The organism is Brenneria tiliae (genome assembly GCF_023347575.1).
Taxonomy (GTDB): domain Bacteria; phylum Pseudomonadota; class Gammaproteobacteria; order Enterobacterales; family Enterobacteriaceae; genus Brenneria; species Brenneria corticis.
This window is the reverse complement of sequence record NZ_JAKPCB010000103.1, coordinates 619,738-632,650: the sequence shown is the minus strand read 5'-3', so window position 1 is coordinate 632,650 and position 12,913 is coordinate 619,738. Positions and strand designations below refer to the sequence as shown.

Below are 12,913 nucleotides of genomic sequence, written 5' to 3'. Positions count from 1 at the left end.
GCGCCAATGTCGCATTCGGTACATTGTCCGACAATGTCGCTTATCAAGCTTCGTGGTTAACGGATAACCCTCTATTTAATAGAGGGTTTTTATTTTCCTCTTCCCGGCATGGCCTTTGCAGAAAATGAGACGAGGTTCGCACATTACCGGGGATTAAGCCTATGGCAGACAACGCATCATTTTCAGGCCGACGCGCATGCGGGCCGATGAACAGGGCGCACTTTACGCCTTTGCAGGCGGATAAAGTGTCCCGCCACCCTTGCTACTCGCCGCTGGCGCACCACCGCTATGCGCGAATGCATCTGGCCGTGGCGCCGGCCTGCAACCTGCAGTGCAATTACTGCAACCGTAAATATGATTGCAGTAATGAGTCGCGGCCCGGCGTGGTTTCCGAGCTGTTGACGCCGCAACAGGCAATAGCCAAAGCCAGATATGTCGCCGCGCAAATCCCTCAGCTTGCGGTTATCGGCATCGCCGGACCCGGCGATCCGCTGGCCAATATCGCCCGCACGTTCAACACCCTGGAAGGGCTGCGCGCGGAGCTGCCGGATATCAAACTGTGCCTGTCGACCAATGGGCTGATGCTGCCCGATGTGGTCGACAGGCTGGTTGATATCGGGGTCGACCACGTCACCGTGACGGTGAACGCCATTGACGCCGTGGTGGCGGAAAAGATTTATCACCACCTGTGGTATGAAGGGGACAAACTGCACGGGCGCATCGCCGCCGATCTGCTGATCGAGCGGCAGGGCGAGGGCATCCGCAAGCTGGCCGAGCGCGGCGTCATGGTAAAGGTGAATTCGGTGCTGATCCCGCAGATCAACGCGCGGCACCTGAACGAGGTCAGTTTGCAGGTTCGCCAGTGGGGGGCGGTGCTGCACAATGTTATGCCGCTGATTTCACGGCCGGAGCACGGCACGCAGTTTGGTTTGCAGGGCGTACGCGAGCCCGACGGCGAAGAGTTGAGCGAGGCGCGCGGCCGGTGCGGCCGGCACATGCCGCAGATGGCCCACTGTAGCCAGTGCCGTGCCGATGCGATCGGCATGCTGGGCGACGACCGCAGCCAGGAATTTCCGCTGGCTTCGTTGCCGGAAAAAAATGAGCCCTTGCTGCCGGCGCTGTTTCGCCGGGCAAGTATTCAGGCCAGCATCGCCTCGCAGGGGGAGTCCGAAGAACCCGATGCCTGTCTGGTGGCGGTGGCGACCGGCAAGGGGGAGGTGATCGACCAGCATTTCGGGCATGTCGATCGGTTTCATATCTTCAGTATTTCCCAGGCCGGCATCATTGCGCTGGGGGAGCGTTTTACCCAGCGCTATTGCCGGGGGCCGGCCGACTGCGGGGAGGAGGAGGAACCGGGCGAGCGGCTCGACCGGGTCATCGCGCTGCTGGCGGACGTCAAAGCGGTATTTTGCGCCCGCATCGGCCTGGCGCCCTGGCAACGGCTGGAGTCTGCGGGCATCGAGCCTTACGTCAACGGCGCATGGCAGCCGGTACGCGAAACGCTTGAACGGTGGCGCGCTGAGCGCGTTGCGCCGCAGGTCGACCGCAAGGGGGTGGCGTAATGGTTATCGTCCGAACGACGGAGACATGGCTACGCGCCCTGGTCGACAATCATCTGCGCGGCCTGGCCCGCTTCCCGACGCGGATGAATCTGGATGACGCCGCCTGGCGCGGTCTGATGTTGCGGGTAGGCTTATCCGCGTCGCCGCCGCGTCCGCGGCATTTACAGCAACAGGATGAGCTATTGGCTCGCCTGCTGATGCCGCGCCGTCAAGAGTGTGAGCAGCTCGCCGACTGGCTGAGGCAATATATGGCGCCGGACGCCGCGCCGATGCACCAACTGGTCGCCGGCGCGTCGATGGGGTTCAATCATCTGTGGCAGGATTTAGGGCTGTCGTCGCGCGCGGAACTGCGCGAAATGATGGCAACCTGTTTTGCGCCGCTGATCGCCATGAATGCGAACAATATGCGGTGGAAAAAATTTTTCTACCGCCAGGTTTGTCTGGCGCAGGAGGGCGAACTGATCTGCCGTTCCCCCTCCTGCGAAAACTGTAGCGAAATTGCTCTGTGCTTTTCAGCGGAGATTTGATAAGAGGCTAAATGCGCTGAATTTCCGGCTCCAGGGCCAGAAAGAAGCCGGACGAGAAGCCCGGCTAACTGACTCAGAAAGCGTATTTCAGACCGACCGTCGTCATAAAATTATAGCTCTCGATACCGCTGCTGTTCTCTGCGCTATTCGTGGTGCCCTGATCGCGATCGTTAGCGGATAAGCTGCCTTTCTTGTTCGTTGTGCGGCTCCAGATCCCCTCTACGTAAACTTTGGCGTTCGGCGTCACGTAGTAACCGGCGTTGCCGGCGAGAGAGTAGTAATTCTGGTTCTTTATCTTCGCCCTAAAAGTAGTGTTTGTCAGATAGTGCTCGTCGTTGTCAGAGGTGCGCACCCATCCACTGTACTTAAAGGCACCGCCGAACTCTAAATTCTCATAGCGGTAGCTACCCGCGAGGCCGACGTACGGCATTTTAAAGCGCTGCTTGTAGCCGATTCCCTTGATGTCAGCCGGGAAAGACCCGATATCCGGTAAGCCGGTCTCCTCGTCAGTGTAGTTGTAGGTGCCGCCGGTAGATTTGAAACTGTAGCGGCTCTCCTGATAGCCGGCCATCACGCCGAGGCGGTAAGCCGGTTCGTTTAACAACCACCCTTTAACGTTGATATCGAACTCGTTAGCGTAGTTTAAGCGTGTGTTGGGATGCCTGCTTTGGTCTGTCCATTCCTTCTGGTTTTCGTCCAGCCAATCGGTATCGTCCATGTAACCACCGCGGCTGGCGATAGTCGTCCAGCCCGAAGCGCCAACCGATAACCAGGGTATTAAATCCCAGTCGAGGGAGCCTTTTACGATTGCTGCATTATTGTATTTCCAGTTGAGCTGGCTGACCTTGCGGCCGCCCGCGTCTACATCGTAAACGCGTTCTTTGGTCTTGCCGCTCAGTGTGCCTAAACCAATTTCGCCGCTAACCTTCTCAGCGGTAAAAAGAGCATCTCCAGCGTCTGCCGCCGCGGCAAAGGCCACCGGCGCGGAGAGGATTAAAGCCAGGAGTTTCAATCTCAAAACTAAATTTCCTTTGTTTATTGGTCTGTAATCTGTTTTTTTATTCTCGCGCAACCGCTTAGCGAGTCAAGCGCTAACCAATGGGGCATTTAACCTGTGTTTATATTTACCCCGGCGCCGCTTTTTCAGACAAAACCTTAAATCACCCCGGCGTTCAACTGTCCTATACTCAAAATAGTTCTTGAGCAGGCGGATGAATGGAGGGAAGAACAATGAACCTTATCAGCACATTTTCTTCAGTGCCATATAACCCTATAAACAGCCACGATTACGTACAAAGGATTGCCGGGGTGCGGTCGTTAGCCGGGCAGGCTGACCAGGACGCCTCTTCCGGTACATCTGAGGATAATGAAGCCTCGCAGCTGGCGGCTAAGATGCTGGAAGCGCAAATCGAAACGCTACGCCAGCAGCTTTCCACGCTACAGTCGCGACGCGGTCAGGCGACCGGCTACGACAGCGCCGCCGATATTATTTCCCCCGCGGCGGACGGCATTAATCGCCCGACGGCGACCAACCAGATCAACGTCTACGTTTAAGCGTCCATCGCGGCGCACTGTATTGACGAGCCCCATTAAAGTGGGGCGCAACCATTCGACTAATACAGCAGATTCACGCTGCGGGTATCGATATATGTCCCCGGCGCATCCTGAAAAGAGGGCGTCATTCGGGCATATACGGTATAGGTGCGCGTCTCGCTGGTGTTGGCGGTCAGCGTGTAGCTGTCCGTCAGCGCCCCGCTGCCGCCGTCCCAGATCTGCTGGTAATTATTCGAGGTATAGAGCTGGTAATTGGTGGAGTTATTTCCGTCGGTCATTTGGCGCTGTCCCCCCGTCTCGGCGCCGTCAATCATAATCTGATAGCTGATGGCGCTATCCGCATCGGTGTCCGCCTGGCACTTCACCGTGAGGGTGGCGGTGCTTTGCTGTGAGACGCCGGTAATCCCTTCGATGGCGCCGAAACTTAACGCCGTGGCGTCGATCGCGCAGCTGTAGGCCGGCGCTTTTACCGGAAGCAGGGCGAGCAGGCACAATAACGTGGTTAATCTCATGGCTTTTCTCCGCTAAGACAGATCAACGGACCGATTTCGGGGATCGCGTTGGCCTGAGGCTGATAATCAAACGCGACGCGACAGGCGGGCTGTTCATTCCGCTCTATGGCCAGCGTGTTATGCGGGTCCAGGTTTTCAAAGAAAACAATCCCGTCATAGCCGACCACCTGTTGCACGCCGTTCTCGTTCAGGACGGCCGTACTGCCCAGAGGCAAAGGCTGACGGTTTGCGTCAATCAGCCGGATGGTGGCGCTGTTGCTGCGGCGAACGGGAAATTTGGCCAGGATGCCGGCGCGATCGCCGGGGGTGAGGTTGAGTTCGGTATAGCGCAGCGAAACGTCCATCGGCACGTCGTCAGGGTTAATCGACAGATGATTATTTTCATAGGCGTTGAGTTGTTCAATAAACATTACGCCGTTGCGGTCGGTCTTGCCCAGAGGCCGGTTTTCCTGCAATACGGTAATGCCGGGCAAGCCATCGGTCTCCACCACGCCGAAGCTGTCATAAATGGTATTCGACGCAAAAAAATGACCGCCAAGGGTGGAAATCGCCCCTTGCGCGCTGGCGCGAAGCGCATTTCCTTCTTTACTGCGTTCGATCTCGGTGCCAATCAATCCCCATGGGGATTTGTAATCCAACGCCATATTTTGCCGGGCGCGGCTTCCGCTCTGATTGGCGACTTTCCAGCCGATATCGCCGCGCTGTACCGCGGATTGCCGCGCCTGTACGGTTTGATAGTGATTACCGTTGCTCATACTGCTATTGGCGCTAACGGTGGCTCGGCGGCCGAAGGGGATGGCGAAGCCGATAAAAATACCGCTTCCCTGGTGATTGTCGAAATCATGCAACAGGGTGACATAGCCATAGGAATCATAAGGCAGCGAAGCCGAGTAGGTGGCCGACAAGGTCGAAGTGGCGATGCGTTCCGAGGTTAAATCATAGTCATTATAAAAATTGACCATTCTCTTGGCGTAGATCAGGCTGAACGAACCGTTGCCCGGCGGTACGGGAAACCCGATGCTGGCGCGCAGCGTGGTGCCCGGCATGGTGTCGTCATTGGCGGCGGCGATATCATAGAAATTTTTATCCGCCTGTAGAATGCTGATGCCGTAGTTCATGGCCGGCAGAAGATGGGAAAACCCCAGCCCGTATTGGTTGCCCTGCCGGCTACCGAACTGGCTGGTCGCCAACGAGGCGGAAAGTATGCCATGGCGGCTGAGCAACAGATCGGCGCCGATCCCGCCCATGGCCAGCTTTTCTGTGGCTTCAAAATGGCTGGACAGCGTCATCCCGTCGGTTACGCCGTGACGATAGCTCAGGGCGGCGGCGCTCTGGGTATAATCGCTGGAGCGGGTGGCGTAGCGGCGGCGCACCATCCCCGTTTCCACGGCCAGCGAGTCCAGCCCTTTTTGCAGCAGCGATGCGCCGGTATAAAAAGGCAGCGTCTGTCGGGTTTGCCGGCCGCTGGCGTCCTTGACCACCATCGCGATCTCCCCGCCGCCGCTGGTCACCGGTAACTGGGTGACTTCAAAGGGGCCCGGCTCAACCCGACTGGATAACTGATGGATGCCGTTGATGTAAATATCCACCGATGAGGGCACCGCGACCTCGCCGGTGATGCCTGGACGGGGAAAGGTCACCAGATCCGGGCGCAGGCCGAAATTGGTGGTCATCTGCATACCCGCCATGCGGATTGGCCGGGTCCAGGGCAACCCGCTATTGATAAAATCACCGACATGGTAGGTGCGCAGTTTTTCCACATCGGAAATACTGTAGGTGCTGTTTAGCCGCACGGTACGGCGCAGGTAAGGATTGTGTGTCCGCACGGCGCTGGTTTCAAACACGCCGTAATTGCCAAACAAGCGTAAATCGCCCGTGGTGCTATCGCTGAGCTGCCCGTCATAGCTGGTTATTTGGGTGTCGTAATTTAATACCGCGCCATTATCACTGTGCGCAACTGCGCCGCTGTCCGGCGTTTGGGGCGCGTTTAGCTGCTGCGCGACCAGATTCTGGTTGGGAACCTGCAAATGGAGCGTTTGCGTTTCATTGTCCAACCGGTAGCGCCAGCCGCGGATGGTGGCGAGGTCGACCAATTCATCGCCCGTGCTGGAAGAAGAGGGCGGCAGGATCAGTCCCAGCCGGGTGAGCTGCGTCGCGGTAACGAACAGCGTTCCGTTATCTTCGACAAAATCATCAACGCCGGCGCGTTCTTGCCCGTTCACCACCACGTTAAGCAACAGGTTTTGTCTGGCGGGATCCTCCGCCCAGGCGATGCCGCTGACCCCTGTGCAGGCCAGGCAGATCATGCCCCAAAATAATCCCACCCGTTTACAGGCCACATTCAATCTTTGCTACCCACGGTCAACCACCGATCGGCATGACCCGTGACGCCGGGATTTTGCAGACGCAGGCGCATGCCGGAATTTAACCGCTGTGAGCGATCGTCTATCCGCCAGTGACGTTCGCTGCCCGCCAGAATATAAGGCAGCCCCGGTCCCTTGAGTCCAAGCTTGACGTTGTTGTCGGTGTTGAGCGAGATATTGGTCAGCACGGCATGTTGCAGGCCATGATTAACGGCGATCAATAAGGCCTGATCCTGGCGTTTTTCAACCCGCCACTGGACATCCGCCGTGGTTGCGGCCGGGGGTTTGGAAAATACCGGGATGGTAAAACGCAACGCCAGTTCGACCTTATTTTTATTGTTGTCCGGAATTTGGTCAAAGATGACCCGATAAGCCTCTTCTATTTGGCCGGCGGGTTCGCGTAATAACAGGCGGATGGTTTGGGATTTGCCCGGGGCGATGGTGGCGAAAGGCGGGCTGATCGCCAGCCTGGCGGTACTTTGGTAAGAGTCGCCGTTAACCGTTTGCGTCCAGGCGTAGCTACGGATCTGGATTTGGGTATTTTTATCGCCGTGGTTGGTCAGGGTAAAGCTGGCGGCCCGTTTATTGGCTGACAGCTCCTGGCTGATCGGAACAATGGATAGCGCTTGCGCGAAGGCCTGTGGCGCCATGTTCCACAGGCCTGCAAGTATCAGCGCCCTGAATATTAATCTATTACGGGGCATAATCGCTGACCTTTATATCAGTAGTTGACGGTAACGGCGATGGTATCCGAGTAGGTGCCGACGGCTGAGGTAAGCTGATTCGCGGCGATTTCACCATACACGGTCAGCGTTTGCGTCGCCCCGGAGCCTGTTCCGGCCACGGTATCCGTATCGATGGTATCGCCCCAGTTGGTGGTATGCGCGGCTTCCTGATACAGGCCGTAGTTCAGCGTTGACCCGGCAACCGAGCCGGTCAAGGCGCGCAGGGCAGTGGTGGCCCCGACCGCCGTACCCGCGCCAAGACCTACGGTATAAGGCGCGGCGTTGGAGCAAAGTACCGACAGGGTGGCGGTGGAATCAACCGCTACGCCTGAATAATCGGGGAAGGCGAGAGCCGTGGTTGATATCGTACAGGCGGCGACAACGGTCGCACTGACGGCCATATTGGTGGTTGCGGTAGCGGCAAGGGCTGGAGCGGCTATCACACCGCCGAGACACAGCGAAGAGAGCAGAGTCGTTTTAATTAATAGATTGTTGGACATAATAAGGATGCCTTGAAAACGCAAAAGGGAACTGAATGGATTTGGCGTAAAAACAAGGGAGCCATTTCTCATGGGTAGTTTAACAGTTACCCAGGGGAATATTGGGGCGAAACCGCTTCATATCCGGCCCGATGTACTGCAAAACCGGCCAATAACAAACCGGCTGATAAAGAAAGGGACGGCGTAATCCTTTTAGGCGCCTTATAGCGACGCGACCGCAGACTGGCGCTGTAAACATATCAGAATAGACTGTTTTTTTTCCGGACTGACTCTGGTTAAAAAATGGGATAGCCATTGCGGCAAGGCGCGCGCATTAAATAAATCGCCATACGCGGGATGGAGCGCGGCTAAATTCTCCTGCCGCTTTGTCTCGCGATATAGATGCGGAGAAGTACCGATAAATTTCCTGAATATTCTGGCTAATTGTTGTCCGTCCAGTAATCCGCAGCGGCGGGCGATTTTATCAATAGGCAAGTCGCTGTCAATTAACGCCTGGCGGGAAAGTTCAAGGCGTAATAATAATAAAAATAACGAGGGTGAATAGCCGGTCTGGAGTTTGAAATGACGCCGAAAGCTGCGTTCGCTCATCGCTAAAAAATCGGCGGATTGGGCCATATTCAAATCCTGGTCAATATGGGTAAGCCACCAGAAAGTGACGCGATAGGCGATGGATTGCGGGCGGGTGAAAATGGAATTTAACGGGCATAAGGCCGTAGATGTGGATACCGAGGATTCCACCCGCCGGCTATCGTTGCCGTTTTCTCCGCGATCGGCACGTAATAAAAGCTGTGCCATTTCTTTTATATTGATACGTTCGCTGGTGGTATAGAATTTACCGTCTCTTTGAAAATCGGCGCTCTTTTTCACCCGCAGGGTCGGGTAGCCGGCTATCAGCCTGCTTACCAGAGATGAATAGGTCGTGACGGTTCGTTGATGCAGCAACCCGGTGGCGGCCAGCAAGAAAATACCGGCGCCGAGAGCGACGACGCAGCGTGACTGGGAACAGATAGCGCGTAACCAATTAACAGTCGAGTCCGGCGGGGTGGATATTGCCTGTTGAGGACCGTGCGCAATAATAAGTATATCAATGTCCAGCGGGCGGGAAATCTGCATTGCCTGAGTTTCCATATTCATCAGGGCGGTTGCGGGAGAAGAGACTGAACCGCCATATAAAGAATAAATATGAGTGACGTACTCTATTTTTTCCGCGGATAAACCTGGCTGGCTGGAATTAAGCGACGTCAGCATCTCCAATAGTTTCACCACGTCACCGAGAAAACAGTCGGTATAAGTCAGGATCACAATCTGCCTGATATCTACGCCGGGGCCGGACAATAAGAGCTTATTTTTTTGCGCGGACCATAAAGGCCCGCTGTTCGTATTCATGATAGGCCGCTGTTTTTTATAATATTCATTTTTATACCCTAAATAATTCGAGTGGTGGAAAGGCGGCGTCCCCAACGCATACATAAATAACGCCGCCATTACAGGCTCGTGTTACCTCAGTATAGTTCACACGCTTGATTGACAGCAGGGTAATCATTAACAATAATAGTTGAACATTAGTTCAACTACATGGAGCGCATCAATGACCTACCTTCTTCTGGCCGCGGCGATTGCCTCGGAAATCGTGGGCGCGCTGGCGACCCGTTTTTCCAACGGTTTTACCAGGCCCCTGCCAACCTTGCTGGCGATAGTCGGCGTTATCGGCGCCTACTATCTGCTTTCCCTGGTGCTGAACCGCGGCATGGCCATCGGCGTGGCCTATGCCGTCTGGGCGGCGCTCGGCGTAGCTTCCGTGGCGTTTATCGGTGCGTTTTTCCTTGGCGACAAGCTTACCTGGATACAAATAGTCGGCATCGTACTGGTGATTGGCGGCGTCCTCTCGCTTGAACTGGGCGCAAAACCGTGAGCACCGCGTCCGCCGCCAATAAAGACGGCCGCCGGGCCAGGGGGGATGCCCGGCGCCGGAAACTGATCGCCGCCACGCTGACCGTCGTGGAGCGCGAAGGCGTTTCCGGCGTGACGCACCGCAGCGTTGCCAAAGAGGCGGGCGTTGGCGCCAGTTCGGCGATCTACTACTTCGCGACCATCGACGATCTGCTGCTCGCCGCGCTGACCGCGGCGGCAGAGGAATATGCCGCGCAGCTGGAAGCGCTTATCGAAAGCGGCGGCGATGAGATTGACGGCATCGCCGAGATGATTTCAGACGCCAGCGGAGCAGGGCGCCGACGGGCGCTGGCGGAGCACGAACTCACCCTACAGGCTGCAAGGCGCCCCGCATTACGGCCCATCGCCAGGCACTGGCGCGATCTGGTCGCCCGCGCCGCCGGTAAGCATACCCGGGATCCCTTGACGATTCAGAGCGTGGTGGTGGCGGCGGACGGTATCTGTGCCAGAGCCCTGCTGGAAGACGAACCGATCTCGGCCGCCGAGGTCAATCGGCTTCTGCGGCATATTCTTAACGGCGCATCTTCCGGCAAAGAGTAGATCTTATCGATCGGCAACGATCCTTGGCGAGTGGCGAGACATCAGGTGCTGAGAGAATGCGATCGCGCCGGTAACTGCACGTTGTTATCGCTTTTATGCTGGAAAAACTGACTGAAGCGCTGGCCGAGGGTATTGATGCCCAGCAGGCTTATGCCGTCGCCATGCCGGTACAAATATCGGTACAAATGTCGGTAGAAAATTCAGGGGATTTATCACCGTCCGCCCAACGGATCTTGGCCGCCATCGCGGCAACCCCGACGATTACCATTATTCAACTGGCTGATAAGCTAGGAATGAACCGGCGCACCGTGGAACGCAATATCAAAATATTGCGGGAAAAAGGGCGCCTGATAAGGGTCGGGGCGACGAAAAGCGGATCTTGGCGAGTGGTTTGATAAGCCTAGAGCGCGTCGGCAAATCGATTTCCCCATTCATCGACGATCTCCCCCAGATAAGCCCTGCGCGCATAGTCCAGCGTGGCGGCGTCCTGCTGGGGAATTTGCGGGATCGCCCAGGCCGCGGCCGCGGCCGCCTCCTTGGCAACGAACTCCATCGTGCTGGCCATACGTGTGGAGAAGGTTAAAAGCATAGCTGTGTTGTCTCCCTATCGATAGCGCCCCGCACGATTGGATTGCGCTGGAGCCCGCCATGCGCGCCCCAGCATCACGAGCGATCAGATATCGGCGAGCCGGCGGCTGAGGTCGCGAAGGCGAGCGCGGGCGGCAGCGTCATAGGCTTGCGAACTTGCCCGCGACTGCCGCTCTCCGCTGAAATACGCCCCCGTCGTCCCTGCCAGTTCGGGGGCGTTGATCAGATGCAGCACGGCATCCGCGCCTTCGTCGACGCTGTTCCACGGCTGGATGCCGGCATCGCGAGTCATCGGCGTGTCCATGTAGTTCGCGGGATGGACCGCATTCGCGATGACGCCCGCTTCCTTCAGTTCTTCCGCGATGTCGATGGTGAACATGATAAGCGCGAGCTTGCTCTGGCCGTAGGCGCGCTGGTGGCCGTAACTCCGCTCCAGCATCAGGTTGTCGAAGTCGATGGCGTTCTGCCCGGAGGACGCGACGTTAACGATCCGGGCAGGGCGGCTATCCTTCAGTAAAGGCGCCAGCCGATGGGTCAGGGCGAAAGGCGCGAGATAGTTGATCGCGAAACGCAGTTCATGCCCGTCCGAGCTAAGCTGACGGCTTTCCGGTTCGCCGAAATAAATCCCCGCATTGTTGACCAGAACGTCGAGGCGATCGTTGCTCTTCGTCACCGCGTCGGCCAGACTCCGGACATCGGCAAGGGAAGAGAAGTCGGCGGCGTAGAATCGCGCTTCGCCGCCCGCGTCCTGAATGGCTTTCATCACCTCCTCGCCACGCTGACGGTTGCGGCCATGGACGAGGATCGTGGTTCCGGGCGCAGCCAGACGTTCAGCTAGCCTGCGCCCCATGCCGCTCGTCGATCCGGTGATAAGGACCGTGCGCCTGCCCGTCACTTCTGCGGCGTTGGCCGATCCTTGCCGCATGACCATGGGAGCCATCGCGCAGGCTCCCATGGCAAACGCAAGCTTTGCGAGGAATCTGCGGCGCCTGGTGCGATATGAATGGGCATCGGGAGCGAGTTGCAGGTCTGTAGCATGTGCGGCATCAAGTTTCTCGGCCATGTGCATCGTTCCTCTTTCAATATGTGATGGATGCGTTACCGCTTTGTTTACGGTCCCCTTTAAGGGAACCTTGCCACGATCGGAAAACCGCAAACAGGACCGATTTTATTCTGGTATTGATACTGCTATGGTAATCCTTATAAACGCGAAAGTTATGGTGAGCCCCTTATATGGACGCGAAAGGTTCGAATGAATACACTCGACGCCGGGAACTGGCCAACTTCCTGCGCAGCCGCCGTGAGCGGCTGACACCCGATGACGTCGGCCTACCGCAAGGGATGCGGCGGCGTACGCCGGGACTTCGCCGTGAAGAAGTGGCGCTGCTCGCCGGGGTGGGTTCGACCTGGTACACATGGCTGGAACAGGGCCGCGACGTGCGTCCCTCAGCCGAGGTGCTGTCCGCCATCGCCCGCGCTTTGCTGCTCGATCCCGACGAACAGCAGCATCTGTACCGGCTGAGCGACCGGCCCCCGCACAGGATGCAGGCAACCGCACGGGAAACCGTTCCTTCCGCGCTTCTGCGTGCGCTGGAGAGCATGGCTGGCCAGCCGGCCTATGTGCTGGGGCGCCGCTGGGATATTCTGGCGTGGAATCGCGCGGCGGCGGCGGTATTCGGCGACTACGGTCTGCTCGAAGGCGATGCCCGCAATATCATGCATATGGTTTTCGCCAATCCCGAACACCGCCGTAAGGTGGTTGATTGGGAGATCATGGCCCCCATCGCGCTGGCTAACTTCCGCGCGGATAGCGTTCGCTTCGCTGGCGACCCGGATTTCGAACGGCTGATCGTGTTTCTGCGTGCCGCCAGCCCCGAGTTTGAAGCGCTCTGGTCGCGGCATGAAGTCTCCAACGCCGTCGCCGGCTTCAAGCGCATCGACCAGCCCGAGGTGGGTCTGATGGTGTTCGAATATACGAGGCTTGCGGTTCTCGACAACTCCGACCTGAAGCTGGTCATCTATACGCCGATGCAGGAGGAGGGCAGCGCGGAAAAACTTGCCAGGCTCCTCGGGGATTTCCATAAATGACAGC

Annotated in this window: 15 protein-coding genes; 7 read left to right on the top strand and 8 right to left on the bottom strand. The window is 57.4% G+C overall.

Annotation, left to right across the window (positions count from 1 at the left end):
• The first annotated feature begins 161 nt into the window (after positions 1-161).
• Together nifB and MFP24_RS23735 are read left to right on the top strand one after the other, a co-directional pair.
• A complete protein-coding gene (nifB, locus tag MFP24_RS23740) occupies positions 162-1,562 on the top strand; it encodes a nitrogenase cofactor biosynthesis protein NifB (protein ID WP_249232219.1) in 1,401 nt (466 codons plus the stop codon).
• Positions 1,562-2,089, top strand: a complete 528-nt coding sequence (locus MFP24_RS23735; RefSeq protein ID WP_249232220.1) for a nitrogen fixation protein NifQ — start codon at positions 1,562-1,564, stop codon at positions 2,087-2,089. Before nifB ends, MFP24_RS23735 begins: the two co-directional genes overlap by 1 nt.
• A 73-nt stretch (positions 2,090-2,162) precedes the next feature.
• On the opposite strand, the gene MFP24_RS23730 is transcribed toward MFP24_RS23735, so the two are convergent.
• The gene (locus MFP24_RS23730; RefSeq protein WP_249232221.1) at positions 2,163-3,107 is read right to left on the bottom strand and encodes an omptin family outer membrane protease; all 945 of its coding nucleotides are present in this window, start codon (positions 3,105-3,107) and stop codon (positions 2,163-2,165) included.
• A 290-nt stretch (positions 3,108-3,397) separates the two neighbouring features.
• Here MFP24_RS23730 and MFP24_RS23725 point away from each other — a divergent pair, with 290 nt between their 5' ends.
• On the top strand, positions 3,398-3,643 hold the full coding sequence (locus tag MFP24_RS23725) for a hypothetical protein (protein WP_249232222.1): 246 nt from the start codon (positions 3,398-3,400) through the stop codon (positions 3,641-3,643).
• A 59-nt stretch (positions 3,644-3,702) separates the two neighbouring features.
• On the opposite strand, the gene MFP24_RS23720 is transcribed toward MFP24_RS23725, so the two are convergent.
• The 5 genes from MFP24_RS23720 to MFP24_RS23700 form a co-directional block, all read right to left on the bottom strand.
• Positions 3,703-4,155, bottom strand: coding sequence for a spore coat protein U domain-containing protein (locus MFP24_RS23720; protein WP_249232223.1), 453 nt, complete (start codon positions 4,153-4,155; stop codon positions 3,703-3,705).
• Positions 4,152-6,494, bottom strand: a complete 2,343-nt coding sequence (locus MFP24_RS23715) for a fimbria/pilus outer membrane usher protein (protein ID WP_249232224.1) — start codon at positions 6,492-6,494, stop codon at positions 4,152-4,154. The genes MFP24_RS23720 and MFP24_RS23715 overlap by 4 nt, the downstream gene beginning before the upstream one ends.
• Before the next feature lie 2 nt (positions 6,495-6,496).
• A complete protein-coding gene (locus MFP24_RS23710; RefSeq protein ID WP_249232225.1) occupies positions 6,497-7,168 on the bottom strand; it encodes a fimbrial biogenesis chaperone in 672 nt (223 codons plus the stop codon).
• Between the two features lie 71 nt (positions 7,169-7,239).
• The gene (locus MFP24_RS23705; protein ID WP_249232226.1) at positions 7,240-7,743 is read right to left on the bottom strand and encodes a Csu type fimbrial protein; all 504 of its coding nucleotides are present in this window, start codon (positions 7,741-7,743) and stop codon (positions 7,240-7,242) included.
• Between the two features lie 201 nt (positions 7,744-7,944).
• Positions 7,945-9,129: a helix-turn-helix domain-containing protein gene (locus MFP24_RS23700; RefSeq protein ID WP_249232227.1), complete on the bottom strand. Its 1,185-nt coding sequence runs from the start codon at positions 9,127-9,129 to the stop codon at positions 7,945-7,947.
• Between the two features lie 202 nt (positions 9,130-9,331).
• On the opposite strand from MFP24_RS23700, the gene MFP24_RS23695 reads away from it, so the two are divergent.
• From MFP24_RS23695 to MFP24_RS23685, 3 genes are all read left to right on the top strand, one after another.
• Positions 9,332-9,655, top strand: a complete 324-nt coding sequence (locus MFP24_RS23695; protein ID WP_249232228.1) for a DMT family transporter — start codon at positions 9,332-9,334, stop codon at positions 9,653-9,655.
• The gene (locus MFP24_RS23690) at positions 9,652-10,233 is read left to right on the top strand and encodes a TetR/AcrR family transcriptional regulator (RefSeq protein ID WP_249232229.1); all 582 of its coding nucleotides are present in this window, start codon (positions 9,652-9,654) and stop codon (positions 10,231-10,233) included. The genes MFP24_RS23695 and MFP24_RS23690 overlap by 4 nt, the downstream gene beginning before the upstream one ends.
• Before the next feature lie 95 nt (positions 10,234-10,328).
• Positions 10,329-10,628: a winged helix-turn-helix domain-containing protein gene (locus tag MFP24_RS23685; protein ID WP_249232230.1), complete on the top strand. Its 300-nt coding sequence runs from the start codon at positions 10,329-10,331 to the stop codon at positions 10,626-10,628.
• Positions 10,629-10,633: 5 nt separating this feature from the next.
• Here MFP24_RS23685 and MFP24_RS23680 read toward each other — a convergent pair whose 3' ends face one another.
• A complete protein-coding gene (locus MFP24_RS23680) occupies positions 10,634-10,822 on the bottom strand; it encodes an aminoglycoside adenylyltransferase domain-containing protein (RefSeq protein WP_249232231.1) in 189 nt (62 codons plus the stop codon).
• Between the two features lie 84 nt (positions 10,823-10,906).
• A complete protein-coding gene (locus MFP24_RS23675) occupies positions 10,907-11,884 on the bottom strand; it encodes an SDR family NAD(P)-dependent oxidoreductase (RefSeq protein WP_249232232.1) in 978 nt (325 codons plus the stop codon).
• Positions 11,885-12,054: 170 nt separating this feature from the next.
• Between MFP24_RS23675 and MFP24_RS23670 the strand changes: the two genes are divergently transcribed.
• Positions 12,055-12,909, top strand: a complete 855-nt coding sequence (locus MFP24_RS23670) for a helix-turn-helix transcriptional regulator (RefSeq protein WP_249232233.1) — start codon at positions 12,055-12,057, stop codon at positions 12,907-12,909.
• Positions 12,910-12,913 lie beyond the last annotated feature (4 nt).

Coding starts and splice junctions, on each gene's coding strand:
- nifB (WP_249232219.1), top strand. CDS start 162: ATGGCAGACAACGCATCATTTTCAGGCCGACGCGCATGCGGGCCGATG.
- MFP24_RS23735 (WP_249232220.1), top strand. CDS start 1,562: ATGGTTATCGTCCGAACGACGGAGACATGGCTACGCGCCCTGGTCGAC.
- MFP24_RS23720 (WP_249232223.1), bottom strand. CDS start 4,155: ATGAGATTAACCACGTTATTGTGCCTGCTCGCCCTGCTTCCGGTAAAA.
- MFP24_RS23710 (WP_249232225.1), bottom strand. CDS start 7,168: ATGGCGCCACAGGCCTTCGCGCAAGCGCTATCCATTGTTCCGATCAGC.
- MFP24_RS23705 (WP_249232226.1), bottom strand. CDS start 7,743: ATGTCCAACAATCTATTAATTAAAACGACTCTGCTCTCTTCGCTGTGT.
- MFP24_RS23700 (WP_249232227.1), bottom strand. CDS start 9,129: ATGAATACGAACAGCGGGCCTTTATGGTCCGCGCAAAAAAATAAGCTC.
- MFP24_RS23695 (WP_249232228.1), top strand. CDS start 9,332: ATGACCTACCTTCTTCTGGCCGCGGCGATTGCCTCGGAAATCGTGGGC.
- MFP24_RS23685 (WP_249232230.1), top strand. CDS start 10,329: ATGCTGGAAAAACTGACTGAAGCGCTGGCCGAGGGTATTGATGCCCAG.
- MFP24_RS23680 (WP_249232231.1), bottom strand. CDS start 10,822: ATGCTTTTAACCTTCTCCACACGTATGGCCAGCACGATGGAGTTCGTT.
- MFP24_RS23675 (WP_249232232.1), bottom strand. CDS start 11,884: ATGGCCGAGAAACTTGATGCCGCACATGCTACAGACCTGCAACTCGCT.
- MFP24_RS23670 (WP_249232233.1), top strand. CDS start 12,055: ATGGACGCGAAAGGTTCGAATGAATACACTCGACGCCGGGAACTGGCC.